This is a genomic window from Bacillus sp. X1(2014), from assembly GCF_007678255.1.
Map to the genome: position 1 here is coordinate 26,302 of NZ_VEED01000004.1, position 26,510 is coordinate 52,811.

General features: G+C 35.6%; 32 protein-coding genes and 2 pseudogenes. 10 read left to right on the top strand and 24 right to left on the bottom strand.

Annotated features, from left to right (window positions below; translation table 11 throughout):
* Positions 1–292 precede the first annotated feature (292 nt).
* Both FS608_RS09840 and FS608_RS09845 read left to right on the top strand, forming a co-directional pair.
* A complete protein-coding gene (locus FS608_RS09840) occupies positions 293–1,462 on the top strand; it encodes an MFS transporter (protein WP_144550061.1) in 1,170 nt (389 codons plus the stop codon).
* 90 nt (positions 1,463–1,552) lie between these two features.
* On the top strand, positions 1,553–2,260 hold the full coding sequence (locus FS608_RS09845) for an SDR family oxidoreductase (protein ID WP_144549476.1): 708 nt from the start codon (positions 1,553–1,555) through the stop codon (positions 2,258–2,260).
* Between the two features lie 222 nt (positions 2,261–2,482).
* Here the strand turns inward: FS608_RS09845 and fabF are convergent, their stop codons facing one another.
* Positions 2,483–3,721 (bottom strand): beta-ketoacyl-ACP synthase II, encoded by a 1,239-nt coding sequence (gene fabF, locus FS608_RS09850; RefSeq protein ID WP_144549478.1) that lies wholly within the window; start codon positions 3,719–3,721, stop codon positions 2,483–2,485.
* 123 nt (positions 3,722–3,844) lie between these two features.
* Here fabF and FS608_RS09855 point away from each other — a divergent pair, with 123 nt between their 5' ends.
* Complete coding sequence (locus tag FS608_RS09855) at positions 3,845–4,693, top strand: helix-turn-helix transcriptional regulator (protein WP_144549480.1); 849 nt, start codon at positions 3,845–3,847, stop codon at positions 4,691–4,693.
* Positions 4,694–4,996: 303 nt separating this feature from the next.
* On the opposite strand, the gene FS608_RS09860 is transcribed toward FS608_RS09855, so the two are convergent.
* From FS608_RS09860 to FS608_RS09870, 3 genes are all read right to left on the bottom strand, one after another.
* Positions 4,997–5,848, bottom strand: coding sequence for an alpha/beta fold hydrolase (locus tag FS608_RS09860; protein ID WP_186328671.1), 852 nt, complete (start codon positions 5,846–5,848; stop codon positions 4,997–4,999).
* A gap of 122 nt (positions 5,849–5,970) precedes the next feature.
* Positions 5,971–6,240: a zinc ribbon domain-containing protein gene (locus FS608_RS09865; RefSeq protein WP_144549484.1), complete on the bottom strand. Its 270-nt coding sequence runs from the start codon at positions 6,238–6,240 to the stop codon at positions 5,971–5,973.
* A 104-nt stretch (positions 6,241–6,344) separates the two neighbouring features.
* Entirely contained in the window at positions 6,345–7,547 is a 1,203-nt protein-coding gene (locus FS608_RS09870) for a macrolide family glycosyltransferase (RefSeq protein ID WP_144549486.1), read from the bottom strand.
* A gap of 212 nt (positions 7,548–7,759) precedes the next feature.
* Between FS608_RS09870 and FS608_RS09875 the strand changes: the two genes are divergently transcribed.
* From FS608_RS09875 to FS608_RS09885, 3 genes are all read left to right on the top strand, one after another.
* On the top strand, positions 7,760–7,972 hold the full coding sequence (locus tag FS608_RS09875; RefSeq protein WP_144549488.1) for a hypothetical protein: 213 nt from the start codon (positions 7,760–7,762) through the stop codon (positions 7,970–7,972).
* Between the two features lie 433 nt (positions 7,973–8,405).
* Complete coding sequence (locus FS608_RS09880; protein WP_144549490.1) at positions 8,406–8,621, top strand: (4Fe-4S)-binding protein; 216 nt, start codon at positions 8,406–8,408, stop codon at positions 8,619–8,621.
* A gap of 31 nt (positions 8,622–8,652) precedes the next feature.
* The gene (locus tag FS608_RS09885) at positions 8,653–8,943 is read left to right on the top strand and encodes a GNAT family N-acetyltransferase (protein ID WP_260871632.1); all 291 of its coding nucleotides are present in this window, start codon (positions 8,653–8,655) and stop codon (positions 8,941–8,943) included.
* Between the two features lie 380 nt (positions 8,944–9,323).
* On the opposite strand, the gene FS608_RS09890 is transcribed toward FS608_RS09885, so the two are convergent.
* The 8 genes and pseudogenes from FS608_RS09890 to FS608_RS09930 all read right to left on the bottom strand — a co-directional run bounded on the left by FS608_RS09890 (position 9,324) and on the right by FS608_RS09930 (position 15,050).
* A complete protein-coding gene (locus tag FS608_RS09890) occupies positions 9,324–9,956 on the bottom strand; it encodes a fumarylacetoacetate hydrolase family protein (protein WP_144549492.1) in 633 nt (210 codons plus the stop codon).
* A gap of 632 nt (positions 9,957–10,588) precedes the next feature.
* A complete protein-coding gene (locus FS608_RS09900) occupies positions 10,589–11,227 on the bottom strand; it encodes a cysteine hydrolase family protein (RefSeq protein WP_260871633.1) in 639 nt (212 codons plus the stop codon).
* Positions 11,228–11,626: 399 nt separating this feature from the next.
* Positions 11,627–12,082, bottom strand: coding sequence for a PaaI family thioesterase (locus FS608_RS09905; RefSeq protein ID WP_144550065.1), 456 nt, complete (start codon positions 12,080–12,082; stop codon positions 11,627–11,629).
* A gap of 41 nt (positions 12,083–12,123) precedes the next feature.
* Positions 12,124–12,457 (bottom strand): annotated as a pseudogene (locus FS608_RS09910) (branched-chain amino acid transporter permease).
* Complete coding sequence (gene azlC, locus FS608_RS09915) at positions 12,454–13,221, bottom strand: azaleucine resistance protein AzlC (RefSeq protein WP_144549496.1); 768 nt, start codon at positions 13,219–13,221, stop codon at positions 12,454–12,456. Before azlC ends, FS608_RS09910 begins: the two are co-directional and overlap by 4 nt.
* A gap of 12 nt (positions 13,222–13,233) precedes the next feature.
* Entirely contained in the window at positions 13,234–13,707 is a 474-nt protein-coding gene (locus tag FS608_RS09920; protein ID WP_144549498.1) for an Lrp/AsnC family transcriptional regulator, read from the bottom strand.
* Between the two features lie 286 nt (positions 13,708–13,993).
* The gene (locus tag FS608_RS30745) at positions 13,994–14,470 is read right to left on the bottom strand and encodes a CBO0543 family protein (protein WP_144549500.1); all 477 of its coding nucleotides are present in this window, start codon (positions 14,468–14,470) and stop codon (positions 13,994–13,996) included.
* Positions 14,463–15,050, bottom strand: coding sequence for a CBO0543 family protein (locus tag FS608_RS09930; protein ID WP_313958708.1), 588 nt, complete (start codon positions 15,048–15,050; stop codon positions 14,463–14,465). Before FS608_RS09930 ends, FS608_RS30745 begins: the two co-directional genes overlap by 8 nt.
* A 280-nt stretch (positions 15,051–15,330) precedes the next feature.
* On the opposite strand from FS608_RS09930, the gene FS608_RS09935 reads away from it, so the two are divergent.
* Positions 15,331–15,699 carry a hypothetical protein gene (locus FS608_RS09935; RefSeq protein WP_144549504.1) on the top strand — a complete coding sequence of 123 codons (369 nt, stop codon included), beginning with the start codon at positions 15,331–15,333 and terminating at the stop codon, positions 15,697–15,699.
* Here FS608_RS09935 and FS608_RS09940 read toward each other — a convergent pair.
* From FS608_RS09940 to FS608_RS09965, 6 genes and pseudogenes are all read right to left on the bottom strand, one after another.
* Entirely contained in the window at positions 15,696–16,193 is a 498-nt protein-coding gene (locus FS608_RS09940) for a YoqH family protein (RefSeq protein WP_260871635.1), read from the bottom strand. The two genes, FS608_RS09935 and FS608_RS09940, sit on opposite strands and share 4 nt — an antisense overlap.
* A gap of 165 nt (positions 16,194–16,358) precedes the next feature.
* Positions 16,359–17,174 carry a Cof-type HAD-IIB family hydrolase gene (locus tag FS608_RS09945; protein ID WP_144549508.1) on the bottom strand — a complete coding sequence of 272 codons (816 nt, stop codon included), beginning with the start codon at positions 17,172–17,174 and terminating at the stop codon, positions 16,359–16,361.
* A gap of 80 nt (positions 17,175–17,254) precedes the next feature.
* Complete coding sequence (locus FS608_RS09950; RefSeq protein ID WP_313958712.1) at positions 17,255–18,082, bottom strand: DeoR/GlpR family DNA-binding transcription regulator; 828 nt, start codon at positions 18,080–18,082, stop codon at positions 17,255–17,257.
* A gap of 161 nt (positions 18,083–18,243) precedes the next feature.
* Positions 18,244–18,522, bottom strand: a pseudogene (locus tag FS608_RS09955) (TetR/AcrR family transcriptional regulator); the annotation flags it as partial.
* 239 nt (positions 18,523–18,761) lie between these two features.
* Positions 18,762–18,980: a hypothetical protein gene (locus tag FS608_RS09960; RefSeq protein WP_144549512.1), complete on the bottom strand. Its 219-nt coding sequence runs from the start codon at positions 18,978–18,980 to the stop codon at positions 18,762–18,764.
* A gap of 59 nt (positions 18,981–19,039) precedes the next feature.
* Positions 19,040–19,810: a class I SAM-dependent methyltransferase gene (locus FS608_RS09965; protein WP_144549514.1), complete on the bottom strand. Its 771-nt coding sequence runs from the start codon at positions 19,808–19,810 to the stop codon at positions 19,040–19,042.
* Between the two features lie 182 nt (positions 19,811–19,992).
* On the opposite strand from FS608_RS09965, the gene FS608_RS09970 reads away from it, so the two are divergent.
* Positions 19,993–20,313: a hypothetical protein gene (locus FS608_RS09970; protein ID WP_144549516.1), complete on the top strand. Its 321-nt coding sequence runs from the start codon at positions 19,993–19,995 to the stop codon at positions 20,311–20,313.
* An 82-nt stretch (positions 20,314–20,395) separates the two neighbouring features.
* On the opposite strand, the gene FS608_RS09975 is transcribed toward FS608_RS09970, so the two are convergent.
* A complete protein-coding gene (locus FS608_RS09975) occupies positions 20,396–20,863 on the bottom strand; it encodes a phage tail protein (RefSeq protein ID WP_144549518.1) in 468 nt (155 codons plus the stop codon).
* 21 nt (positions 20,864–20,884) lie between these two features.
* Complete coding sequence (locus FS608_RS09980; RefSeq protein WP_144549521.1) at positions 20,885–21,364, bottom strand: GyrI-like domain-containing protein; 480 nt, start codon at positions 21,362–21,364, stop codon at positions 20,885–20,887.
* Positions 21,365–21,474: 110 nt separating this feature from the next.
* On the opposite strand from FS608_RS09980, the gene FS608_RS09985 reads away from it, so the two are divergent.
* On the top strand, positions 21,475–22,443 hold the full coding sequence (locus FS608_RS09985; protein ID WP_144549523.1) for a helix-turn-helix transcriptional regulator: 969 nt from the start codon (positions 21,475–21,477) through the stop codon (positions 22,441–22,443).
* Positions 22,444–22,487: 44 nt separating this feature from the next.
* Here FS608_RS09985 and FS608_RS09990 read toward each other — a convergent pair whose 3' ends face one another.
* Both FS608_RS09990 and FS608_RS09995 read right to left on the bottom strand, forming a co-directional pair.
* The gene (locus FS608_RS09990) at positions 22,488–22,943 is read right to left on the bottom strand and encodes a C40 family peptidase (RefSeq protein WP_144549525.1); all 456 of its coding nucleotides are present in this window, start codon (positions 22,941–22,943) and stop codon (positions 22,488–22,490) included.
* Positions 22,944–23,204: 261 nt separating this feature from the next.
* A complete protein-coding gene (locus FS608_RS09995; protein ID WP_144549527.1) occupies positions 23,205–23,867 on the bottom strand; it encodes a nitroreductase family protein in 663 nt (220 codons plus the stop codon).
* Positions 23,868–24,462: 595 nt separating this feature from the next.
* On the opposite strand from FS608_RS09995, the gene FS608_RS10000 reads away from it, so the two are divergent.
* Positions 24,463–25,080: an NUDIX hydrolase gene (locus FS608_RS10000; protein WP_144549529.1), complete on the top strand. Its 618-nt coding sequence runs from the start codon at positions 24,463–24,465 to the stop codon at positions 25,078–25,080.
* Between the two features lie 99 nt (positions 25,081–25,179).
* Here the strand turns inward: FS608_RS10000 and FS608_RS10005 are convergent, their stop codons facing one another.
* On the bottom strand, positions 25,180–25,677 hold the full coding sequence (locus FS608_RS10005; RefSeq protein WP_144549531.1) for a peptidoglycan recognition protein family protein: 498 nt from the start codon (positions 25,675–25,677) through the stop codon (positions 25,180–25,182).
* A 15-nt stretch (positions 25,678–25,692) separates the two neighbouring features.
* Complete coding sequence (locus FS608_RS10010) at positions 25,693–26,505, bottom strand: protein phosphatase 2C domain-containing protein (RefSeq protein WP_144549533.1); 813 nt, start codon at positions 26,503–26,505, stop codon at positions 25,693–25,695.
* Positions 26,506–26,510: the final 5 nt, after the last annotated feature.

A 26,510-nucleotide genomic window follows, 5' to 3' on the forward strand; every position in this document is an offset into this window, starting at 1 on the left:
AGAACCGGTATTGCGGACATTTCTCCTTGTCGCTAGACGAGTTTTGTCCGTAAGAACCGGCCTATGGACATTAGCCCCTGCCATGCACATTTCCTCCTAATGACGTAAGTCAAAAAAAACTTTATAATCTAGATTAAAAGGTCAATAGATATGATCTTAAATTAATTTCTTTTTTTACATTAAATTTTCTCCTTGATATAGAGTTAACTCTAACGTTTATACTAACTCCTGTAAATAATGCTCATTACAGGGGGTAATAAACATGTCTTTAAAGAAGACGGGCGATATTTTTTTGACTAAAAAAAGTAATTTGTTAATTTTCATATTGACTATAGGAGTATTTGGCATCTTAAATACCGAAATGGGAGTTATCGGGATATTACCTGCCATTGCTGAACACTTTCATGTCAGCATTTCAAATGCTGGATGGCTGGTAAGCCTGTTTGCCCTTGTTGTTGCAATATCCGGTCCAACGATGCCGTTATTGTTTTCCTGTATAAATCGGAAGAAGGTCATGTTACTTGTACTCGGTGTTTTCGTTTTGGGGAACATCGTATCCATATTTACATCCAACTTTACCATTCTATTAATTGCTCGGATCATTCCAGCCATTTTTCATCCAATTTATTGTTCTTTGGCCTTTACAGTAGCTGCAGCCTCAGTAAGTAAAGAAGAAGCTCCAAAGGCCATTTCTAAAGTATTCATAGGAGTATCAGCCGGTATGGTAGTCGGTGTACCAATTGCAAGTTTTTTAGCTAGTGCCGTTTCGTTTGAAATGGCGATGGCATTCTTTGCAATTGTTAATGCTATTGTATTCATTGCCACGTTACTATTTGTACCATCGATCCCTGTTAAGGAACGACTTTCTTCCGGGGCACAATTATCAGTCTTAAAAAAATCTATTACATGGCTTTCTATCATGACTGTCATTCTATTAAACTCTGCCGTATTTGGCGTTTATAGTTATTTTGCTGAGTATCTGAAAACTGTTACTAATATGTCTTCGAATACCATTAGTTTGATGTTATTCATATTCGGTGGAGCCAATATTATTGGAAACATTGTCGCAGGGAGATTACTGACTAAAAATGCAAACAAATTTGTCGCATCTTTCCCTTTTGTATTAGGGATCACATACATCCTATTATTCTCATTTGGCCAGTTCACCTTTCCTATGGCCTTCATTACCTTAATTTGGGGAATATTAGGTGGGATAGGTGGTAATATAAATCAATATTGGATTATATCTGCCGCTCCAGAAGCGCCTGATTTCGCCAATGGCTTATTTTTATCAGCCTGTAACATTGGAACAACCATTGGAGCAGCGGTAGGCGGGTTATTTATATCAGAAATGGGTACACATTATGTGGTATTAGTGGGAATCCTATCATTGATACTAAGTTTGGTAACTATTTTACTAAGAAATTATAAGTATAGTCCTGCAAAACAACTTTCTATTTAACCTTCAACTTCTTTATCATCATAATGGCAATGATGACCACATCCTTTCGGTAAATCTGGGAAAGTGGTCATCATAAATGGAGGAATAAAAATGGCAAAGGATCTAAAAGTTGCACTTATTACCGGCGGGAATCGAGGAATTGGATATGAACTGGTCAAACAATTAGCTTTAAAAGGTTTTAAGGTCATTTTGGCAAGTCGGGATCCGGAGATGGGTCAGGAAACTACCCAAAAACTTAAGGAGTTAAATCTGGATGTTTCGTTTGTGGTGATGGATGTAGATGACCAAGAAAGCATCCGTCAAGCTGCGATTACAGTAAATGAGCGGTATGGAAGATTAGACGTATTGATTAATAATGCTGGTGTCTATTTGGATGAGAATAAAAAGTTAGTGGCCATGGACCCTTCCATTCTAGAGCGAACGATGGCAACGAATTTCTTCGGTGCATACCATGTCATCCGCTCCTTTATCCCCATCATGGAAGAACAAGGATATGGAAGAATTATTAATGTTTCTTCGGAATTTGGGGCGTTGAGCGAAATGTCTTATCCTGGAGTAGGCGCATATAAGTTGTCCAAGCTTGCCTTGAATGGACTGACACAATTAATAGCAGCAGAAATTAATGGTGATATCAAAATAAACGCGGTCGATCCGGGATGGGTAAGCTCAGATATGGGTGGGCCATCTGCTCCACGAACTCCTAAGCAAGCGGCGGAGTCCATCCTTTGGTTAGCGACGATTGGACCTGAAGGACCTAACGGAGGATTCTTTAGAGATGGAAATCGAATTGACTGGTAGATTATTATGGGCAATTTATTTGATGTTAAGTGTAGTTCGGTGAAAACGTCTATTGCATATGTTAATATATAAAAACCACATTAATAAATGGTCTATAAAATAATATTGTTGATATTTAAAAATAAATCAAGGACCACAAATAAGGTCCTTGATTTTATTCTTATTAAAGAGAGTTAACCCGATAGTAAGTACATTTCTTCACTCTCTCTATTAAAACTATTTTCACAATTCATACTTTTTCAAGGCAATTACTGCATTATGCCCGCCAAAACCAAAAGAATTGGAGATTCCTATTTTGAGATTTGTTTGTCGGGCTACGTTTGGTACATAATCTAAATCACATGATGGATCAGGGTGTTCTAAGTTGATAGTAGGCGGAATGATGCCCTCTTGGAGACTTTTGGCTAATGCAATCGCTTCAACCCCACCAGCTGCTCCTAATAAATGGCCTGTCATCGACTTATTTGCCGTAACTGGTATCCTGTATGCTTGTTCGCCAAACAATTTTTTAATAGCATTTGTTTCAGATATGTCACCTATCTCTGTACTTGTTGCATGAGCACTAATTACATCTACATCATCAGTAGAAATGGACGCATCTTTTAAAGCCATTTTCATTGCAAGATAGGCTCCTTTACCTTCTGGATGTGGAGAAACCATGTGATATGCATCAGAACTAGCACCATATCCAATTACTTCAGCATAAATTCGTGCATTTCTGCGTAAAGCATGTGTTAAAGATTCAAGTATTAAAATACCTGCACCTTCAGACATTACAAATCCATCTCTATTCGCATCAAAAGGACGACTAGCAGTACTTGGTTCATCATTCCTCGAAGATAACGCTTTTGCATTCCCAAAACTGGCTAGAGACAATTCTGTTATGGCTGCCTCAGCTCCTCCAGCAAATGCTACATCAGCCGTACCATACCGAATAATTCTGAATGCCTCTCCAATGGCTGTATTTCCAATTGCACAGGCGGAAACAGGTGCCATAGAAGGTCCCAATGCCCCCCATTTGATACTTATTTGTGCTGAAGCAGCATTTGCTATCATCGAAGGCACCATTGTTGGACTTACCCTTTGTGGTCCTCTTTCTCGAAGTACATCAATATTTTGCATCAAAGTCTCAATTCCACCTATTCCCGAACCAATATATACACTAAGACGCTCTAAATCTATTTCCTTAATGTTCAGATTGGAATCGTTCCATGCTTGTTCAGCTGCAACGAGAGCAAATTGACAAAATCTATCCATACGCCTTGCATCCTTCTGACCAAGTATATCCTCAGCATTGAAATCCCTAACTAATCCAGCAATTTTGGTTTTATGTTTACTTACGTCTAATGTATTAATGTAAGAAATTCCAGACCTGCCTTCGGTTAAATTCCTCCAAAATGTTTCAACATTGTTTCCCAAGGGTGACACGACTCCCATCCCTGTAATCACAACTCGTTCCATAATGATTCCCCCTCGTTATTAGATTATCTATATTTTGGCACCGTATTTATCCTATTACAAGTTGTTGTTTATCATAGTATAATTAGTAATATGATTATCGTTTTAAGACAGGAGTAATTTAATATGAATAGTAAAACAAGATTAGAAGCTCTATCAAAATTTTTAAAGTTAAAACGTGCAAATATACAACCTCAAACAGTAGGATTACCAACGGGCATTAGGCGGAGAACTCCAGGTCTAAGGAGGGAAGAAGTCGCCCAGTTAGCAGGAGTGAGCACTACCTGGTATACATGGCTAGAACAAGGGCGAGATATAAAGGTCTCGTCTTCTGTTCTAGACTCTATAGCATCTGCTCTACAGTTAAATAATGATGAACGAAAGTATCTATATGATTTAGCATTAGAAGTAAACACAAATGTGTATAAACATGAGGTTTTACAAACAAAACTTTCCCCCTCTTTAGAAAAAATTTTAACAGAATTAAAATACTGTCCCACACTGATTACAGACCGACATTTCCAAATCGTTGGTTGGAATCCTGCTGCAGCTTATGTTTTTCTGGATTTTGAACAAATTCCCATTGAACAAAGAAACTTGATCCGCTTAGTGTTTACGAGGAAAGAGTTGAGGGCTTTAGCTGTCAATTGGGAGCATTTTGTGAAAGGATTTCTTTCCATCTTTAGGGTTTATTATGGGCAAAATATGGGGGATGAATGGTACACTCAATTTCTTGAAGAAATGTCCAATCTTAATCCAGATTTTCAATCGTTATGGCAAGAAAATCAAGTAAATATGGCTCCTGAAGTGTTGATTGAATTTAGACATTCTAAGGCAGGTAAAATGATTTTTAATTTAACTTCTTTACAAGTTCATGGGGATACAGACCTTTGGTGTAGCATTTATACACCTGTCGAGGGTTCGTCTACTGAAGAAAAATTGAAGAGTAGGATGAATAAAAGTGAAAAAAGTTAATAGGTGGAAAACTCTTTCAAACGAAGTTGGTCTGCAGTATTGAGTTTTTGAATAATGTCTGTTAACGCCATTGGAAACCACTCACTCTTGTCCTTATTTATATCACTATAACAGAACAGCAGTTCGTTTTATACAAATAACAACACAATCGTTTAACTGAGCCAAAGAAATAAAGCCGAACATCATATTTCTCACAGGATGTTCGGCTTTTTCTATAAACTTTTTGAATGAATATACTTAAACTAAACCATCCATAACTACGTCCTCAGTATCCATCCCTAATAAAATAGATTAAATTTCAATTTACCTAAGAAAATTCTCAATGATGGTAATTTGTTCCTCTGTATTTAAAGCTGGGGCATGGCCTAGTTTTGGAATCGTTACCATTTGACAGTTTGGTTTTTGCTTCATTTTTCCGGCAACATCAAGAGGAAGAAGGTCGGAAATTTCTCCTCGGATAAGTAAGATTTTAGATTGAATTACTTCCCAGTAGGTCCATAAGTTTAAATCTTCTGTGTGCTGAAATTGCAAAGCAATGTTGGGATCATAATCAGGACTTATTCCACCCTCATCTCTTCTTCTACATGAATATCGGGTAAAATCATTCCACTCCTGCTCATTCGCCAGACCAAATGTGGTATAAATGGTTTGATAATACTTCTTTAATTCACTAAAGGTTTTAAATTGTGGAGGATTCCCCACATAGCTAATAATCCGTTTAATGCCCTCAATATCTTGAACAGCATTATCAGATGCACCTGCTCCAATGTCATTTAACACTAAATGTGAAATCCTGTTTTGGTGATTAGTGGTACCAGCAATTCGCATCCCAATGGCTCCCCCCATCGAGGTACCAACCCATCGGACTTGTTCGATTCCTAAATGGTCCATTAATTCAATCGCCAGGTTACTGTAATTTTCAAAACAATAGTCCTTTTCAGGAGACGAACTCCATTGGCTCAATCCCCTCCCAATTGTGTCCGGACAAAGAATATAATAGTTTTGGGATAAATGGCGGGCTAATATATCAAAGTCTCGCCCATTTCGAGTTAATCCGTGCCAGCATACCACAGCAGGTTTCTGTGAATCTCCCCATTCTGTAAAATGAACTTCCATTCCATTAATCGTTTCAAACCTAGATTTAGGAAAAGACATAAAACCACCACCAGTCATTATTAATATTTTCACAATAAATATTCGATTTACTGGCAAGAATCCCTTCTTCAAAAATCACCCTAAGTATAAAACAAAAAAGATCCTGCATGTTTTAGTGGTTTTTAGCGCCAGCGCTCTAATTTTTTTAAGAATTTTTTTGTATACATTTTATTGAGAAAAAATTTTTCAATCCGATTCATATCTGATTCCTGAAACTTTTTTAAACTGAATGCATAAAATTCATCGAATGTTAAATCAGGCTGAACCCATTCACCATTTTGGTAACAATAGTGACAGTATTTTTCTGATGGTGTACCATCCTTTTCAGTTCCAAATTCACTTGGCACTTTCATGGGCATGCCACAGCTTTGACATAGGTTTGGTTTTGCCATTATTACTCCTCCGATTTTGTTAAATTTTGAATCTTCATCATCAACATTTACCATTTTAAGCTGTTCGGCGATGCAGAATCTATCCTTTTTTTTATTTTTGACATTTATATATCATTTTGACGTTTAAATTCAAAAATCTCATCAACCGCTTGGTGATATCCACCCGATTGTTGCATGGATTCTCTTATATTTGAAATAGCTTTTTGGAAAGATGGGTCGTTTAACACATGATTTGCGGCTTCACGTAGTTGATTTGCACTCAAGCCTTGCATTGGTAATGTAATACCGGCTCCGAGATTAGCCACTTGCCTGGCAATAATCGGCTGATCCGCGCTTTGTGGGATTACAATTAGCGGAACCCCGTAGTAGAAACCCTCGCTGGTACTATTCATTCCACCATGTGAAATAAATAATTTACTGTGTTTTAACACATCCGTTTGTGGAACATATTCTTTTACAATAAAGTTTTGTGGAATCTCTCCTAAATCGATTAGTGGAGTTTGTTCCCCGATTGACAAAACAACCGTATGATCGCTATTTCCAAATGCAGCAAAACAAAGTTTATAAAAATCAATGGCTCTGTTAAAGACCGTACCCAGTGAAATATAAATGGGGCTTTTTCCATTGATTGCTGTGAGGTCAAAGTTTTCTTGGGTCTCTCGTGTTGAAATGGATGGACCAATAAATTTGTAAGTTTGGTTGAATGCTTCTCCGGAAGGTTGAAACTCTCTAGTTGTATACACGATTGTAAGTGGGGCAGGATTACAAAAAACTTCGTAAGGAGAATTGATCTCGACATCATATTTTTCCTTAATCATTGCTGTCAAGCTTTGATATTCATTGTTAATTTCTTTAACTACTTCAGTAGGAATATTTTTAGAAAGCCGTTCCAACACTTTATCGAATGATTCCTTTGTCTCCGCAAAGGAAGTACAAGAATTGATGGCCGGAATCTTAAGAATTTGGGTAAGTATACGTCCACAACCAAACATGGAATCATGAATGATGTAATCAAAATGTTCTCCCTCAATCTGTTCGAGTACGCTAGGTATGACAATATCTGCCGTATGTAAAAGACCGTTAATTCTTTCAAGTAAATAATTTCTTCCACCCGAGATAAAGGCTTTAATAAATTTTTGACCGTCCAATGTACGGACTGTTGCTCCCGCCTTCTCCAGTCGATCTCGAAAAGCTTCTATCGTAAAGTAGACGACCTCTTCCCCGCGCGAAACAAGCTCTTGGACAACTCCAATCGTTGGATTGATATGCCCTTCTGATCCGGCATTAATAAATAAAACACGTGCCATTTCTACCACTCCTTAATTATAATTCTATATTATGTATGAGTAGAGTCATACTCTTGTCTTTTCAATAATGGGATTAAATTTATCATAATTCATTTCCTGAAATACTCAAACTTAAAAGACAAAATTATGAATCTGGCGAAAAACTCTTTTCAATTAGAGTTTTAATTGCTATTATTCCTATTAGTATAGTAGGAATAGTAGGTGTGTTAAAAGTGTCTTTGTACGATAAATTACCAAGTGATTTTTTGATTCAATTTTATTATGAAGTGAAGAAAATGATTTCCAAAGGATTAGTTTCTAAAAATATGTACTATGAATTAGGACTAATAATTGCAGCTGCTTCAAGAAGAGGAATACTATTGGATAAGCCAAAAGATTTTGAACAACACATTGTTCACGAATTATTAATGGAATTAAGTAACTAGAATTTTGCCGTGATTGAATAAATAGTTAATTGTAAGAAGTCATCCATTAAACAAGAAAGCCACTAATTAAAATCAGTGGCTTTCTTCAACTAAAGCTACCCGTTACTTTAAGAAGTTGTGCAGGTTCAATCTGCTTTTGGTTGTTATGCTGCCCCTTTACTGTTTATATTTCTGTGGAATAAAATCCAATTATAAATAATCTCACTACGTCTACATTATTTTATTTTTAAATAACAAGTCTCAAATTGGAGATTCCTCATTACATAAAGTACTATTAAATTAATAATGTTTTTCAAAAATTTATCATGTTGCTACCAAGTGGCTCGTTTGTTGGTAAAAGCCCATCATAAAGTTTTGTAAAATATAGATTAGAGGAAGAATTAAGAGTAATTTAAAATTATTATTTCCACCGACCTATTAGAAGGAGGATATTATGAGCGAAAATATTAAAACTTATGAAGCTGAAAGTATCAAAATATATTGGAAACCCAATATTTGCAAACATGCAGCAGAATGTGTAAAGGGATTGCCAAGTGTATTCAATACCCAGAAAAGACCTTGGGTATCACCACGGAATGCAACAGCTGAAAAAATCATGGAAGTGATTGATCGCTGTCCAAGCAAAGCACTTACTTATGAGCAAAAATAAACAGAACTAAAAAAGTTAGGAGAATGAGGAAATGATTGAAATTAAAATGGGCAAGAATGAATTCTATATTGAGGAATCTAAGGAAATTATTGCAAAAATTCAGTTTATACCAAGCGGAAAAGATGTAAATGGAAGAAATTTAATTATTGTAAACCATACAGTTGTATACGAGGGACATAATGGTCGTGGATTAGGCAAAAAATTAGTAAACAAGATAGCTGCTTATGCAAGAGATGAAAACTTATATATTATTCCTGTATGTCCTTACGCAAAAAGTGTTCTTGAAAGTAAGGAAGAGTATCAAAGTGTACTAGCAAATTGATGCCATTTCATTATATATGCGTTGAATGGGCTACACTTAACTGGTCAAAAAAATAAGGTTCAGTAGACTAATCACTAAATCAGGGCACATTTCTAATTAGTATAAGAGATCCATACTAGCAACATTACTAGGACAGGTGGGTATGCTAGACTAGCTAGCATACCAGATGTCTTTGCCATCTGGTTTCCTAGCTGGCAGAGCATGCCCCTAGTTAGTAAATGTAATCAATTATTTTTTGATAACCAAAGGGTAAAGCGAAAGCAACTAATAAAGCTATTACAATTGAAGATGTTGAAAAGGTAATGAATTTCCTGATAAAGGAATTAGTGTATTTTTGATCCAAAAACCGAAAAGTTTATCTCCTTCTTTAGCTTACTTTTTTATTTATTTTTCAAAGAAACGGAAAACTCCCCAAGTGTATTTTCTCCCCAATTGAGAGAAAATCGATCACCATCTGCAGCAGGTCCAACCCCCTCAGGCGTTCCTGTAAAAATGATATCTCCTTTCCCAAGGCCAAAATGTAACGCACTAAAATCAATAATGGTCTGTAAGTCGAAAATCATATTTTGAATATTCCCTCGCTGTACTTGCTCACCATTCTTCCAAAGAGCAAAATCGAATTGCTTACATTTTTCTATACTTGGAAACTCAATAAATTGGGTTAATACAGCAGAGTTTGGAAAGCCTTTTGCAAGCAGCCAAGGATATCCCTTTTTCTTCAACTCGCTTTGCACATCTCTTAATGTAAAATCAATCCCCAGCGCCATACGGTCAACAAGTTCGTCAACTTTCATTCCCTTTTTATATGACTTAGCGATATGTACAACCAATTCCACTTCAAAATGAATAATCCCATGGTCACCCGGCAAATTAATCTCTTGTCCGCACGCCTCCACCAAAGCGTGCGTCGGCTTAGAGAACAAAAAAGGCGAGGTTGGAATATCATTTTTCAATTCTTTTGCATGTGATTCATAATTCCTTCCTACACAGTAGATATTTCGAATGTTTTCCATTTAAAAAACCCCTTCCACAAAACAGTTAAATATTTTACATGATTATTTTTCTCTTGTCTTTTAAATGCTATCGACTCTTAATCACAATTATCCTCGTAATAACCTATGTGCAGATGATTTTTATCATCATAAAAAATTTCCATTAAGCACCTCTATTTTTTTCATTTACATTAAACAATTCGGCAGATTGAGTCAATAATTAACCATTATTTAAGGGAATGTTTTAAACAAGGATGATATAGTAGATGTAATGCCTGGAATTGATGTAGTTATTAGTGCACTAAATACTGATGGCACACCCCTATCAGATAAGTATGCCACTTATTTTGAGGGTTGATTGTTTGAGCATATCGTAAACTATATGATTTTCTTTCGCTGCACGGGTTAACTTCTGCATTGATTCACTTGATTGATAACGCAGAGAATTTGGCGTGGTTTTACATTTCAGGATACCCGCAGTAATGGACGATTGTCTGTCCTACCTACTTGCCTGCTGGAGAAAGGGTAAGTAAATATCGAATAGAATAAAACAGCGACAGGCTAGAACTTTATTTAATCATCCTAGGCTACCACTGTTTTTAATTGTTGGGGCTTGTCAAAATAAGCATGGTCGTTTTTTACCCATCAACCGTTTAGGTCAAAAACTGGGGGGATTGGGGAGCGTGCTTCCGCCAAAAGGAAACAACTTGTTCCGTATCAGCCGCCATTCCAAAATAGGTATCCACGGTTTTTAAGGTCATATCGTGTTCCTCCTGCGAAAAAGCCGCGCAGGCATCTTTCAAGAGCACGATTCGATAATCCAGCATAAACCCGTCTCTGGCGGTTGATTCCACGCAAAGATTCGTGCTGACTCCTGTTAAAATCAAGGTTTCGATTTTAAGAGTTCGCAATATGGACTCTAGATTAGTATGAACGAACCCGCTGTATCGATGCTTCTTCACAATGATGTCATTCGACTTTGGCGCAACTTCGTAAAATTCTGCTCCCCAGCTCCCCGTCTGGCAAATCGGGTTGACACCATCCGGAAATCGTGAAAGCCAAACCTCGGAATCAGTCGACTTATCATGATTCGTCTGCAAAAAAATGATTGGAACGGAGTGCTCTCTTGCCGCATCCAACAAGTTTTGCAAGCTCGGCATTATTTTTTTGACCGCGCTGACATCGCTTCCGCTTTTGGCAATTGCTCCATTGGGATGGCAATAATCGTTTTGCACATCCACCACGATGACGGTCGTGTTTTTCTGTTCCAAGTTCTTTATTAATTTTTCCAACCTTTTCACCCCCTTTACCATGCTTATTATTCCAATTCAGAGTATAAAAAACCACATTTTATTCAAGTAACCTGCTACGTTCAATAATAAATACCTTACTTCGTTGTTAAGGTAAACCTCCCATTAGCTTAAGTGAACCACTTCACAATCTTGTGATAACCAACTTCTGTTTGTTTCTGTTTATCTCTAAACATATTAATCGAAGTTATTACGCAATCGGTTGGTTAATTCTTCTGTTGGTAAAGCTACGAATGTCAAAGGAAAGAGAGCCGCTGTAAAAACGGCTCCATTTTTTAATAATTTTTGCTCCTACTTCATATATCATTTTTCTAGGTACGCCTGACCTTTGACTTGTCTCATATCCAGTTATAGGAAATCCGGTGGACAATTTATTTATACTCAAATTTGCTCATCAAGATTGATAAAATAATGATCCTTACGATATGACACTCCTTCCATGGTAGCAATTAAATTTTGTTCATGATAAATGTCGATTCGGTAGAATCCTGTACGATAGTTTCGTTTAATTTCCGTTGCACGGGCTACTATCTTGTCACCCGGTTTAGCTGCGGAGATAAACTGGATGTTTGTTGAGAGTCCTACTGAGGTTTTTCCATATGCATTACATGCTACCGAAAAGGCATGGTCTGCTAAAGCATATATCACTGCTCCGTGAACCGTTCCATATGCATTTACCATATGGCTTTGCACATCAAGCATTGCTTCAGCAAAACCTGCCTCAAATTTCGTTAACTGAATGCCTAAAGACTGAGCATACGGATCGTTTTTAACTTGCTTATAAATTTCTTCGTAGTGTTTTTCATAAATTTGATACTCATCAATTTTTTTCTTCACCAATACCTACCCCTTTGATTGATTAAATGTTTCCAGTTTGATTAAAAAACCATTTGAACCAAAATCATGTAGACAATTGTTCCCCCTGCAATTGATAGGAGCATCTTTTTCTTCCAAAAATGAAGCAATGCAACTACTGCTACTCCAATAATTTCAGGAATACCATGACTTCCAGATTGTAAAACTTACATCCTTAAAACAATAAATGACCAAAAGTCCAATGACCGCCGCTGGCAGCACTTTTCCAAGATACTGTACATAATTCGGTGTTGATTTACCTGATGGGAAAACGATGAATGGAAGAAACCTTGTAAGCATTGTGCCTAAAACCACCATGGCAACCATAATAATCTGCTGGGTTACATTCATTGTCATATAGCTTTAGCCTCAACTTTCTCCAATGACTTTCTAAACAGGGTAAGCAATCCTAGGATTGCAATCATAGCAGGAATAATGAAATGGTTTCCTCCAAAAATAATGAGACAGACAATGGAAGCTCCCAGACCTACAAGCGAACTTATATGTTTTTCTTCCTTCATCCATTGTTCAATAAAAATCACCACAAAAAGAGCAGTCATGACAAAATCGAGCCCTTCCGTATTGAACTTGATATAAGAACCAAAAATACCACCTAAAGTTGCACCTAATACCCAATAGGAATGATTAAGCAGTGTAACAAAAAACATAACCAATACTTTATCGACATTATTCGGTACATTCATCGTACTATTGATCGCAAAAGATTCATCGCAAAGTCCAAAAATCATGTAGAGTTTCTTCTTCCCACCCCCCCTGTACCTATCCAGCATGGAAATGCCGTAAAATAAATGTCGCGCATTTACCATTAATGTAAGTAGTAGCGCATGTAGCGGATTGAAAGCCATAAGCAAAAAATTAGCTGCCACAAATTCCATTGAACCTGCAAATATTAGTAGACTCATCAAAATCGGGTAAATTGCACCAAAGCCCAATGAATTCATAAAAATTCCATAAGCGATTCCCAAAAAGACAAATCCTGCAAAAATTGGGACTGTATATGGGAAAGCGGTACGAAATGCAATCAATATTTGATTTCTTTTATTTATTTGATTTGATATCCTAAGAGAATTTAAATCTAACGATTCTTTGTTTGCATTCAAAGCCGTAACCTCCTAAACTTCGTCAATTGGCACACTGACAGTTCTTTTTTCTGTACTCATAACCATACTTGTGTCAACTCCATTAATTGTAGGATTCTCCATTAATGAATCAATGATAAAATTCCGGTAACTCTCCATGTCCTTTGCTACAATCTTTAGCATAAAGTCATGGCTTCCTGTGAGTGTGTAGCACTCTTGAACTTGCGGATATTTGTTTATGTCCTCTAAAAATGAATGAATGGTTTCCCTATTCAGAGGTGATAAATTAATGAGAGCTAATGCTGTGACTTCAATTCCCAGTTTTTTCTCATCGACAATCGTCGTAAACTTTTTAATAATACCTGTTTCTACCAGGTTTTTTGTTCTTGCCAGGCAAGCCGATGGTGAAAGCCCAATTTTTTTTGATAAATTTAGATTTGAAATTGATGCATCTTCCTGCAGTTCTCTCAATATTGCCTTATCAAAATCGTCAAGAATAATTGCCATTTTGCAGCTCCTCAATAACCTTATTTGAATTAAATTTTGTATATCTTATATATTATCGAATTTTTTATCATTTATCAACTCATCGCTAAATATAATTCACAATTATAAAACATAAGAAGAATAAAATTCAGTAATACATTAACATTTTTTATTTGAAAGTTTATGCAGCTAGCTTAAAAGGTTAATTATCTAATTACAAAAAGGGACAGTCCCCGTTTACAATTGGGGGCTGTCCCTTCGGAAAATTTCAACTATCTTTTTTGTGAATTTTCTATTTGATAACATTTTAATTGGGTGTCTTTAATCCTTTTTTATACCATTTGTAAAAGCTTAAAATGATGAAATAAATTATGAGTTTTGTCAGTAAGCCGTATGACCAATGCCAGTTCTTATTTTCAATTAAATCTGTATAGCGAGCTAAAAAGTATTCGTACAGTTGATGTATACCAATGAATATCAAGGTATAGAAGATTCGTACAAATTTCCCCTTATTCTTTGGAAACCAAAAAATATAAAAGACATTAAAAGTTGGATAAATAATGTAATGCAAAGAAATTAACATATCAGATGCGTAAGGAAACTCACGATATGGAAAGATTATATTCCCTAATTTAGTTTGAATAAATACGTACAACCATCCTATCGCTTGGGCAAACAAGAAAACAAGGTGGGCTTCCCTCACCCTATTCCTTGGGATTTTCCACCATAACATTCCAATAGCTACTGTCCACGAGATAATCAAAACAAGTAATTCTTTATTCATAATTTACTTTGCTTACTGCCACGAGGTCTTTTTTATACCATGAATAATAGGAATGGTTGATAAATAAGACAATCAAAACCGATATAAAAGTCCAGTACCAACGCCAAGTATTATAATGTGCTAGATCCGTGTACCTTTCGATCACTACCTCAAGAATAGTAAATATGCCTGTAATTATTAGATAGTACATAACAATAACCATTTTATTTTTAGATTTAGGAAAATACAAACTAAAAAGAATTGCTAAAAGTGGGAATAAAAAATATTCAAACAATAAACTTGATTTATTAGTTTGATTCTCATTTGGCAATAACTGAACAGGATATTCGATCCATTTCATCTCTACAGCAATTAGACCCAATGGCCATGTTAACATTTGAAGTGATAAAAATAAAATTACGGCATCTCTCAGCTTTTTAAGAGGTACAAATTTTAATAGCACTATAATAGAAGTTAATATGATCAATACTAATATCCATCTATCCAAATTCAATTTTCTCACTCCAATAGTTTTTACTGCTAGTATGCTTTTTTCGTTGAATTTTATAAACCTCACCTCCATATATATATTGATGTCCATTGTTATAACCTACGTGTACCGAACAAATGATAATCGTTCCCCTTTTCGAAAATTTAATTGAATAATTGAAATGTTGTCGTAAATTAGACATATTATACCAATCACTAATATGGTACTATTTTCTTAAGGACCTTTTACCAAATAAAGAATATCCACTAAGATAAGTTCATGCTTTTTGAAGTGAATTCTGGAATATCATTCATTTCGTTAAATATGTATTATATAAAGACTGTTTTTTTATGAAATTGCCACTATTTTAATAGATTGGGAGTTGATCCGAATGAGTCTACCCGTTAATGGATGGCTGCATTATACAAATCGAGAGAAAACATCTCATGACTCGGTGTATAGGAGACGTATTGATTTGAATTGCCAAAATGCGATTGAAGAGGACCTTGGCCATGGGTTTAAACGTTATACGTGGATACCTGCCATCCGGATCAATAATGGTGAATATCTGGACTTTCGATTAGAAGCACATAAAAATGAACAGGTAATTAGCGCAGGATACTTGAGTGCCCCCATTGCAAATATTTATTCGATACAAAATGGTCCAATTGACCCAAATGCCATGATTGTCATCCTTCATAATGCTTCTGACGTACATTCAGACGTTTCCCTGTGGCTCGTGGTTAAAAATAATCTTTAGTTATGGCATCTATGAAGGGTGTTTTGCAAAATAATTGGTCCTAACTTGTTGGTTTTCGAATTTGAAAGACGTACTTCCACGCTTGTATTAACTGGTAACTCCGCAGAGATCTCATCAATTTTACCAACCCAAGGATTACCACCAAACCAGCTTGGAACGTTCTCTTTAACTAAATACATCTTAAATCGCCAACTGATTTCACCTTTTATTTGTGCAAATCCCTCATATTGATCAAATGCCCCGAACGAAGAGGGTAATGGGAGCCAATCCGCATAAATACCTATGCCCTTTCGTTCTCTAACAGGACTCGTTGATGAAGATGTATAGGGCCTTTTAACTTTAGTAATCAAAGCATTGCCTTTTGCATTGGGGAAACCTTTAACTGGATGGAGAACTACGCTACACGGATAGGATACTTCTTTAAACGTTCGTGCCTGTAATATTCCAAAATGAGAAAAAAATAGGACGAACAATGCAGTTAGAATTTTTAACATTTTTATCAAACCACCCCCAAATATGGAGATAGTATAACCTATCTATCAGTTAAAATTCCGCATACGTACCGGTTTGTTTAAGTATTAAACTTCACAATCTTTCTTGTTTGATAAGAATTTATATATTTAACTCTGTTAAAATCGGATAAAAATTTTAGTCTCCTTTTAATCAAAATACTTTTGTAAAGTATGTTTTAGACCATTTTCATTATTACTCAATGTGACCTCATCAGCGATCCCCTTTACCTCATCTGGTGCATTCCCCATCGCAACCCCTAAACCCGCGTATTTTAACATATCCATATCATTAAAGTTATCTCCAATGGCCATGATTTCCTGATTTGTAATGTGATATAGGTTCTCTAGCTTTTTAATAGCATTAGATTTCGAAACATTACCTGACATGATTTCTAAATAGGTATCCTTTGACTTATAGATAGTTAAATTTGGGAATTTATCTTTTAATGTAGATTCAAGTTGAGTAATTATTTGTGGTTCCCCCATACACAAACATTTATGAATATCATGGTTTCCTTTAATAAATGAAGGGAGTTGTCGATGAATTGGAGAAGCATTTGTAATTTCCTTTTCTTGTATAACCCATTCATTTTGACTATCACTAACCACCCATTGGTTATGACTATATAAGCTAAAATTAATGGTTGAGTAAATTTCATTGACTATTTTATAAATTTCTTGTACATCTGTTTGTAATAAACTGATGCTATCAATGATTGTTTTTTCTCCATTGTCATTATCTGGACCCAAAATCAGAGCACCACTATAACATATTATAGGAGAATCAATGGATAACGTTTGCTGAAGATGTAGGATGCCACTTGGCATTCTTGCTGATACGAGTACAAAGGGAATATTTTTGTTCACAACTTTTAAAATTGCTTTTTTTGTTTCTTCTGTAATTTGATGATTTGAATTTAATAAAGTTCCGTCGATGTCGCTAAAAATAGCTTTAAGTTCCATGTTTTATTGTCCTCCTCTATTTAATTAACCACCAATGACTTCTTCTAAGTTTTGTTTATATCTACTGCAATTTGTGCCATTTATTTTTCAACTTCTTCTGTTACTATCTCAACTTTAACTCCATGATTATTTAATAATTGCACAATGTTTTTTGGAGGCTCTTTATCTGTAATTAAAGTGTCTATATCAGAAAAAGACATTGCTTTATAGTAACTTGTATTATTGAACTTTTCATAATCAGCCAGTAGAAATACGTGTTTTGCACGTTTCGATACGATTTTTTTAATATAAGCATCTTCCTGATCAGCAAAGTAGATTCCATCACTTGAAATTCCTGCAGACCCAAAAAAGGCTTTATCGAAGCAAATATCATTTAATTGTGAAGTCATTTCAGGCCCATAAAAAAAACGATTTTTTTGATTAAAAGTTCCCCCAAGTAAGTGTAGTTCTACATTCTCCTTTTTTGATAAAATTTCTGCATTATCAAGTGAATGAGTATAGAGAGTCGAACTTACTTTTAAATGTTCACATAAGAACTTGATTGTTGTTGAGACATCAATAAAACACAGTTCACCATCCATGATGTACGTTGAAGCTTCTTTTCCTATTAGATACTTTTGCCTTGAAGCAAAGGTTAAACGTTCTTTATATGCTTTTATTTCCTTTCTAAAATGAGGTAACGCTATGCCACCATGGGTTCTTATTGCAGTTCCTTCTTCAACCAATTTGATAATATCTCTTCTAGCGGTATCCCTTGAAATGTTAAGCATGCTACAAATTTCTTGATTTGAGACTTGGTTATGGGTTTTGAGATAATCTAGTATTTTTAATAATCGTTCTTCTTGATAAATAAAGAAGCACCTCCTTATATATTTATTATAAACATTTATGCGTATTTCGCTAATTATTTTTAAGTGTTTTTTACTATTTTAAGCATTTTTAAGCATTTATCTATTTACTTAATAAGAAATTAACGATTGAAGATTACAGAGTACATCATTAATGGAACAAGAAAAAAGCTGCAAAAAGCAGCTTATTCTTCTTTAACTCAAGCAACCGTTAGCTTAGGTCATTGGCTTATAGGCTCACAATCAATCCCATGCATAATAAAAGGGATTAGTGGTTTGATAAATTCTTCTGGTGGTACCCCTCTATTTCTTCTCCATTCTACTGATGCTCCGTAAATTCCCCAACTTAACATGACAGCAATTCTCTTAAGTGCTTGATTTTCTTCCATTGAACGTCTAATTAACAACATTTTGTAAAAAACAATTTCCAGTTGTTCCCTTATAATGCGAGCAATGGTGTCTTCATAGCCTCTATGGCAACGATTAGATAAGGAATTTTGAGATTATCTGGCTTTGGCATTACAGATTTAAATTCAAAAATCTTTGCCATATTCTAAACTTACTGAGATTACTAAAGGTCCAATAAAATAAATAATAAGTTTGATATAATCACAAATCAAAAGAAAAGGAGTAGCTCACTTGCTACTCCTTTTCTTTTTAAATCCTATTACCTTCTTATATTAAGCTAGTTAGTGGAACAAGAACAAAAGGCTGCCGCAACAGCGTTACAATCATGCAGTCAAGCATCAGTTAATTCAATAGAATTAATCCCTGAACTATTCTTCAATAAAATAAAATTTTTATGAAGCTCCTTTTCATTAATTGAAATCCTGACTGCTAAGTCTTTCGTTCGTAAAACAAAATCTTTTACTCCAATAAATTCAGATTCAGCAATCAAATAGAATTCTGTACCCTTTTTAAAACCTTTAAAACTTTTTTTCAGCTTAAATATCTTCATTATATTACTTGGCTACTCCCATAATTTTTATTAGATGAATCCAGTAAAAATACCATGAATTATTTTTTTCCACTCAAAATCATTGCATTTCCTAATACTTTCTTGTTCAATAAGAGCTTTGGCAATTTCATTTCATTAGCAAGTTTGTTGCTTTTCAATTCAGATACTCCATGTTTCTTTAGGTCATTTAAGAGCTCTTCTTGATCCCCAAAGATTTTTTCATCCATAAACAAATCAAAGAAGACAAATTCACCACCTGGCCTTAACACTCTTAATGCCTCTAACATTACTTCAGTTTTATTTCTTTGATCTTTTACTTCGTGAAAGGTTAGACAACTTACAATTATATCAAATTTATCATTTTTAAAAGGGAGCTCTGCAGCACTTGCTTTCAGAAATTCAATCTTATCAGAGACCCCTTCAATTTCAGCATTTTGTTGGCATTGAGCTTTCGAATATTCCCAATTCCCGCCCCAATAATCAATTCCAGTTAAGAAGGACCTAGGAAAAGTCTTTGCCAGTTTAATAATCAGTGAACCACTGCCTGTTCCTATATCTAGTATTTTTCCTTCTTCAGCCCCATTCACCTTGGCAACAATTAAATCATGTATTTTCGACTGAAAATTACCCCCGAATGGTGCAAATTGGTAAACAGAATAAGAAAGTATAAATACTATATAAATAAAAGGCAACGCTAACATCCCTAACAAGACTCGCAGATATATATTAACAGGGAATAATGTTATCAAGAGAAGGCTTAGTGAAATAACCAAAAAAATTAGTAGTTTGTAAATTCGTATCCAGGTTTTATATTTTACTTTTGTTTTCAAGTTACCAGCTATCCTTAAATAATCTATTTTTTGTTTGTTATTATTATAAAGGAAATTAATAATCCTTTGTTAAAACTTTAAAGATATTCTCAACTAATTCGCGCTTTGTGACAGGCGAACTTGGACTTTCGTATAATGAAATTGGATGAAATATTAATCAAAATAAAAAAGGTGATACTTGAATGAGAATTAATTTATCAGAGAATCAAATGGCGGAAATAAAACGAATCGTTCAAAAAGAACTTTTAATAAAAGGAATAGTTCCAACAGATGAATACCTATTTATCCACTGTTTTTCGAAATTACAGAAAGAAACCGTCTATTATCATTTGTTCTCAGAAAATGATACACTGATCCTCCGCTGCTTTGCACGTCTATTTGACAACCCAGGTCTGAGCGTAAAGATCAGAAGCACAGCAAGAAATCTATTTGAATATCTGGAAAACCAAACAGGATTAAAAAACACAATCTATATTGAAAATGGTTTAGAGAAAACATTTTAACTTTTCGTCCAATAAGAAAAGCCACCATAATTGGCAGCTTTCACATTTTGCTAAAGTTCCTCTAGTCGCGCTTTTGCTTACTTTAATATTCCCTTTTAATTACAAAAAACGAGCCCCGAATGGTTCCAGCTAGTTTAGATTTCTGCCTAGCGAATTTAAATTTTCCTTCTAACTCCTTTGGTACCTCCATCCCCTCTGAAAGCTTAAAACCAACAGCCCGCTTCGGCTTCGGACCATCAATCGTATACAAGACGTTGACCTCAAGACCATCCTCATAGAAGACGTAAGCCCAATTGATATTTTCCACTTGGAAACGCGATGTTTCTAATGGTTTGGCCGCAAATTCAATATCACGCTCTTCTTTCAAAATTCGGTTTACATAATCAAGGGTCTCGCTGGACTCACTAGCTGGTACCACCGTAAATTCATGCTTGTATTTGTTCATAAAGTAACGGGCTTCATTTGCACGTAAACCAGCAAGCGTTTCTGCTACCGGCGAAGACTCTAAGCCAACTGTAGACACATTTTTAAAATCAACGATATAAGACATGTCCATCCTCCTTTTATCTCTTTATTTCCTAACAACAGGAATCCACATATCCCCAAAAACTAAGCCGTCTCTCTGACCCATTTCAACCGTTGCATTGGGCCCACCCACATAAGCAAAATTCTTTGCTTCTGGCAAAACTTGCCCAAAGGCAACGCCGGCAAGCGTATTATGCAATTCATCAGCCGTCTTCCCTTCCCCTTTTACAACTAGGTATTCCCCCTTAGGAAATTGGATCACTCTGTCTCCTTCTGGTGCGGATGCCTCTGTCATGACGCCAGCATAATGCATCATCTTGTTATTCACCGCTTCGTTCACGGCAAAAATGTAGTCATTTGTTGCTATAGATTTTAACCAGTCCAGCCTTCCATCTTGTTTGATAGCCTGCCAAAAGACAGCCTTTTCCTTGCTTATCCCTGCAAAGTCTGTGTAATGACTCTTAAGCTCCGTTCCAATACCAATAACGGTAAAGCCGTCTTTTTCTTCTATTGTATATTCTGCCATCCTTAAAACCATCCTCTTCTTTAAAAATTTCAAATGTCTTGTTTTCTTCACTTGATGGATATATCATAACCTTAAATCATGTCAAAAAATGATACTGTTTAGGAGTCACGATGAAAAAAGTTGAACGGATTAATATCATCATGCGGTATATCAACAACCGCAATCACTTTACCATTTCTGAAATTATGCGAGAGTTTAACATCTCTCGTTCGACAGCTATTAGAGATATTAGAGAAATTGAGGCCATGGGGATGCCACTTGTCGCTGAAGTTGGAAGGGATGGGGGTTATTTTGTCATGCACAACTCCGTCCTTCCTGTAGTCCGCTTTACCGATAATGAAGTCAAAGCCTTATTTATTGCCTTTATGGCCACAAGAAATCAACAGCTCCCCTATTTAAAGAGTCGTCAGTCTTTGGCTGAAAAATTACTAGGACTCCTCTCAGAAAACCAGCAAGATGACCTTGTTCTTTTAAATCAAATCTTGCTTTTTGAAGGGACCAACCCCTATAATCCCGACCTACTTGATCTATCAGACCTCCCGCATCCGATGTTAGAAAAACTGATCCAAACCCTGCAGTTGGATCGTTATTTATTGATTACTATCCAAGAAGAGGAGGAAATCAAGTCTTATCGAATTTATCTCTTGCATCTTTATCGAGAAAAAAGCCTTTGGCTGATTGAAGGCTTTGACTTAAAGGAAGAAAAGAAGCAGATTTTTCCTGTCGACCATCTCACCAATGTTGAGCCCTACCCGATAAAAAAAAGAGTAAGTAAGAAAAAGATTTTAGAAATACTAAGTAAGCGGGAAGAAAAAATCAACCTTATCCTTGAACTTGGTCCAAAAGCGATTGCCCAGTTCAAAAAATACCATCCATTCAAAGTTTCAGTTTCCTATACGAATCCTTACCAAACCACAGCCATCCTAAAGACTTTTATCAATGTTAATATGCCCGAAGAATTGGCCGAAATAACAAATTGGCTACTTTTCCTAGGCGAGGATATCAAGATCAGGGAAGTGCCAGAGGAAGTCTTAGAAGATATACAAGAGAGATTACGCCTATACTGCCCAAGAGCATAAACTTTTCCTGACATTAAAAAAAAGACCATCATTAACGATGATCTTTAAACGCGCTTTACTCCAATATATCTAGCATGCCAATAAGGGTTGCTTGTATAGGTAATAATGACCCCTTTTGAAGAGGATGCCATGATCATTTTCCCGTATCCAATATAAATGGCTACATGGGTTGGGGCACTCGCTTTGGTCGGTGCGTAGAATAGTAAATCGCCAATCTGTAAATTAGATGGTCGATATCCATTTCCATAATACATTTGGGCAGCAGTGCGATTAAGTGTTCTTCCTGCTTTTCCATAAGAATACTTTACAAGGCCTGAACAGTCAAATCCACTTGGCGACATCCCGCCCCATCGGTAAGGAACTCCAAGATTAGATTTCGCGATCGAAATCGCTGCTGTATGATAATTGTATGTTGCTGCTTCCGCTTTTTCACCCTTGGCGGCGAACAAAGAGCCACAAGAAGCTAAGATGGTAAAGGCTATGATGAATTTCTTTAGCATGATTGTTTCCTCCTAGTGTGATTTGATAGTTTCACTATACTAGAAAGGTATAACAGACTCATCACAGCAATATGTTATTTTCATTACAAAGTAATTCTAAAATAATTTTTTCACTTTAAAGTTATTTTTTATCAATTTGATATAGTGGGGCTGTATGAAAGAAAAAAGAGCCATACTATACAAGTTCATTAAAACTTGTATAGTATGGCTCTTTAATATCATTCCTTACTAAAGCATTTTAAATACTTCGGTTCTTCTGTATTATTCCGATGGCAATTCGTTAAAATACGCTACATCCTCAATAGGAAGACGTGTAGTAGGATGTCCTGGTTTTGTTGCTTTCCCGATAGCAATGAGCATAACCGGCACAAACTGTTCGGAAATTCCGAAAGCTTCAACGAACTTCGCTTTATCGTACCCTCCCATCGGAACAGTGTCGTATCCTTTGGAACGAGCGACAAGCATGAGTTGCATCGAGATAAGGCCTCCATCCGTATATACGATTTGACGAGCCACTTCAGGCGGCAAGTTTGAGTACATGCCAACTGTTCGTTCGATGAATGATTTAGCCGTATCAGCCGGCATAAAGCCTGCTTCAACTGCCTGGCCATAAATTTTTTCGGCTTTCTTGTAGCTTTCCACATCACCAAGTACAGCAATAACGGCAGAAGCTTCGACTACTTGTTGTTGGTTAAACGCGATTGGCAATAGTTTTTTCTTCAACTCCGGTTTATCGATGACTAAAAACCGCCATGGTTGCAGGTTCGAAGACGAAGGAGCCAACGTTGCTTGCTCCAGCATTTCGGTCATTTCTTCGCGAGAGATCTGCACTGTTGGATCATATGAACGAACAGATCGACGTTCACGGATAACATCTACGAACATTTGCTGTTCAACCCTATCTATAGTTTGAGAGTTTGACATAATAATTCCTCCTAGTAATGATAGTTTACTTTATCTCTACTACGAACATTTTAAGGAAAATTCATATATAGTAAGAGTTTTTAACCCTATCATGAAAAATGTGATAAAAGATACTTCATCCACTATTGTTTGCATCTTACTAAGTTACCTTACTCACATTGAACCGATTTGTCAAAAATAATGCAATTGTAACTTTAACCATTAACCCGGCTAATACTCTTTAATTTGGGAGGAAAAAGCCGATTTACACTAATCAAAGGAGGAACATCTGGAAAATGCGGAATTACAATGCTAAGGAATTTCTAAAATAAATAGCCCAATTTCTCAGCATTAAATTTGAGAAATTAGGCTTTTTCGTAACTCAATAAACCCGCCCGGTTGAAAAAAATCTATACCTATCGCTCTATCGAAAAATTAAAGCATTTAAGCAATCCAAATGCCAACTAATAAAAGCGAATGTTACTTCCCAAATAAATGGAGAGTACCCTTCGCTGATATTTTTTAGACTTTGTTAGTACAGGGGTGTTGCAAATTTTAGCTTGATGAATATATATAGTAATAGTAAGTATTATTAGACTAACTGGAGATGATGATATTGGAACCTAAATGGCTGGATTGGGCGAAACAACTTCAATCCATTGCACAGGCGGGATTAACGTATTCAAAAGATGTTTATGACTTGGAGAGATTTGAAATCATAAGAAATATAAGTGTTGACATTTTAGCACATTACTCAAGTATGGACAGGCCTGTGATCAAAGATTTATTTGCAGGTGAAACTGGTTATGCAACTCCTAAGGTTGATATTAGGGCAGTAGTCTTTAAGGATGATAAAATACTGATGGTCCGGGAAAATACCGATGGTAACTGGGCATTACCTGGCGGCTGGGCTGACATTGGACATACCCCAAGTGAAGTCGCTGTTAAGGAAGTAAAAGAAGAATCGGGATTTAATGTAAAACCGATCAAAGTAATAGCTGTAACCGATAAAAAGTGCCATCCACACCCTCCTTCTGCTTTTCATGTTTATAAAATATTTATTCAATGTGAAATAATTGGCGGGCAGCCAGCGAAAGGAATTGAAACAAGTGAAGTAAAGTTCTTTGCTGAAAACGAACTGCCTCCTCTGTCAACAGCTCGAAATACAAAAACACAAATTGAGATAGCTTTTAAATACTTAAAAAATCCCCATGAAGCCGTTTATTTTGATTAAGTTTAATTTAGAAAGGTACTTCCTTTTTTAATCACCAAATGTTTTAGACCAAGATATATTTGAAATCCCTCAAAATACATCTTGGTTTTGATTTGAATTTCACTCTTTATCTTTACAATTTGGCCACTGTATCTTAATAGATTCTCTGAATTGGCTCATATTAAAGTTTTTACCTGGACAACTTTTTGTGACTCCTTTTAATTCACGATGTCCCAGAATCTGAGCAGTTGATAAATTAAATTGATTCAATAGGAAAATGCATAGTTTACTCAATGATTTTAGCTGCTCTATTGATGGAGTATGAAGATCAAAATTACCAGCTAAACAAATACCTATTGATTTTTCATTATATGAATAGGCATGTGCTCCAACATGGTATCCTCTTCCTTTAATAATTTCACCATTTTCCTCAATAAAAAAATTATATCCTATTCCACTCCATCCACGTTGATCCTGTTGAAACCTATGCGTTTTATTAATATCCCAACCAATTTCTTCTGTATGGTGTACAATGATGTACAAGACATCTTTTAAAGCAATAAGCGGGTCTTTAAACGATAAATTAATATCTTTAATCCATCTCGGTTCTACTTTCATGTAGACCTCTCCTCATCACATAAGCTTAATCATGATCCCCGTCTTATCATCTGAAAGAAGGTTATTCCTTTTCTCATATTGTTCTAATTCCATAGAATATACTTGTAAACCGATTGTCTGTATCATTCTAAATGTTTCTTCAATTGAATAGTTTGGATGAAAAAGGCCATCTGTTATCAATAATAATGTTTTGATTCCACTGCTATTTACTTGACCATGCTGAATAAAATTTAAAACTTCTTTTTTTCCATTAGCTACAGTATAACCATACTCCTTATTAGCTAATGAACGATTAAAGATCAGCTGTTGAGTAAAATCCTGATAATACTCCTCATCTTGAATTTTAACTCCTTGCTTTCTTTGTTCCTCACGCCATGACTTTGCTCTATAATTTATATCTTTTACCGTATCTCTTGTTAAGGCTTTTATGGTTCCGTTTTGATACTCAGCAATGATCATACAATCACCAAGCTGAGCATAAGAAATCTTTCCGTCATTTTCAATCTTTATTATTGCTGCACATGTTGACCAAAGATTTTCATATTTTTCCTGATTCACCTTGTTTTTTTCCATGTGTGCTTCCAACATTCTATTAGCAGCCATGATTCCTTCAACTAATGAAAGTTTATTTCGGTAGAGTCTAAAGAAATAATCTTTAAATATATTTGATGCTAAATATGCGCCATTCATTCCGTTTTCATCTTTGAATGGCATTAATGGAGTTGCCCCATCAAAAACCCCATACACATTTATCTTTTCATTTAATACAATTGAATCTTCACTTACACTTTTATGAGGGGCAGCACATAAAAAAGGTTCAACTTTCATTGGTT

What these genes read in the sequence shown, in the direction of transcription:
- FS608_RS09920 (WP_144549498.1), bottom strand. Translation starts at nt 13,707, where the DNA reads ATGGCAATTATTCTTGACGATTTTGATAAGGCAATATTGAGAGAACTG.
- FS608_RS10010 (WP_144549533.1), bottom strand. Translation starts at nt 26,505, where the DNA reads ATGAAAGTTGAACCTTTTTTATGTGCTGCCCCTCATAAAAGTGTAAGT.
- FS608_RS10005 (WP_144549531.1), bottom strand. Translation starts at nt 25,677, where the DNA reads ATGAAAGTAGAACCGAGATGGATTAAAGATATTAATTTATCGTTTAAA.
- fabF (WP_144549478.1), bottom strand. Translation starts at nt 3,721, where the DNA reads ATGGAACGAGTTGTGATTACAGGGATGGGAGTCGTGTCACCCTTGGGA.
- FS608_RS09985 (WP_144549523.1), top strand. Translation starts at nt 21,475, where the DNA reads ATGAAAAAAGTTGAACGGATTAATATCATCATGCGGTATATCAACAAC.
- FS608_RS09935 (WP_144549504.1), top strand. Translation starts at nt 15,331, where the DNA reads ATGAGTCTACCCGTTAATGGATGGCTGCATTATACAAATCGAGAGAAA.
- FS608_RS09930 (WP_313958708.1), bottom strand. Translation starts at nt 15,050, where the DNA reads ATGGACATCAATATATATATGGAGGTGAGGTTTATAAAATTCAACGAA.
- FS608_RS09945 (WP_144549508.1), bottom strand. Translation starts at nt 17,174, where the DNA reads ATGGAACTTAAAGCTATTTTTAGCGACATCGACGGAACTTTATTAAAT.
- FS608_RS09845 (WP_144549476.1), top strand. Translation starts at nt 1,553, where the DNA reads ATGGCAAAGGATCTAAAAGTTGCACTTATTACCGGCGGGAATCGAGGA.
- FS608_RS09885 (WP_260871632.1), top strand. Translation starts at nt 8,653, where the DNA reads ATGATTGAAATTAAAATGGGCAAGAATGAATTCTATATTGAGGAATCT.
- FS608_RS09990 (WP_144549525.1), bottom strand. Translation starts at nt 22,943, where the DNA reads ATGCTAAAGAAATTCATCATAGCCTTTACCATCTTAGCTTCTTGTGGC.
- FS608_RS09870 (WP_144549486.1), bottom strand. Translation starts at nt 7,547, where the DNA reads ATGGCACGTGTTTTATTTATTAATGCCGGATCAGAAGGGCATATCAAT.
- FS608_RS30745 (WP_144549500.1), bottom strand. Translation starts at nt 14,470, where the DNA reads ATGAATAAAGAATTACTTGTTTTGATTATCTCGTGGACAGTAGCTATT.
- FS608_RS09970 (WP_144549516.1), top strand. Translation starts at nt 19,993, where the DNA reads ATGAGAATTAATTTATCAGAGAATCAAATGGCGGAAATAAAACGAATC.
- FS608_RS09960 (WP_144549512.1), bottom strand. Translation starts at nt 18,980, where the DNA reads ATGAAGATATTTAAGCTGAAAAAAAGTTTTAAAGGTTTTAAAAAGGGT.
- FS608_RS09975 (WP_144549518.1), bottom strand. Translation starts at nt 20,863, where the DNA reads ATGTCTTATATCGTTGATTTTAAAAATGTGTCTACAGTTGGCTTAGAG.
- FS608_RS09890 (WP_144549492.1), bottom strand. Translation starts at nt 9,956, where the DNA reads ATGGAAAACATTCGAAATATCTACTGTGTAGGAAGGAATTATGAATCA.
- FS608_RS09880 (WP_144549490.1), top strand. Translation starts at nt 8,406, where the DNA reads ATGAGCGAAAATATTAAAACTTATGAAGCTGAAAGTATCAAAATATAT.
- FS608_RS09995 (WP_144549527.1), bottom strand. Translation starts at nt 23,867, where the DNA reads ATGTCAAACTCTCAAACTATAGATAGGGTTGAACAGCAAATGTTCGTA.
- FS608_RS09855 (WP_144549480.1), top strand. Translation starts at nt 3,845, where the DNA reads ATGAATAGTAAAACAAGATTAGAAGCTCTATCAAAATTTTTAAAGTTA.
- FS608_RS09860 (WP_186328671.1), bottom strand. Translation starts at nt 5,848, where the DNA reads ATGTCTTTTCCTAAATCTAGGTTTGAAACGATTAATGGAATGGAAGTT.
- FS608_RS09980 (WP_144549521.1), bottom strand. Translation starts at nt 21,364, where the DNA reads ATGGCAGAATATACAATAGAAGAAAAAGACGGCTTTACCGTTATTGGT.
- FS608_RS09940 (WP_260871635.1), bottom strand. Translation starts at nt 16,193, where the DNA reads ATGTTAAAAATTCTAACTGCATTGTTCGTCCTATTTTTTTCTCATTTT.
- FS608_RS09865 (WP_144549484.1), bottom strand. Translation starts at nt 6,240, where the DNA reads ATGGCAAAACCAAACCTATGTCAAAGCTGTGGCATGCCCATGAAAGTG.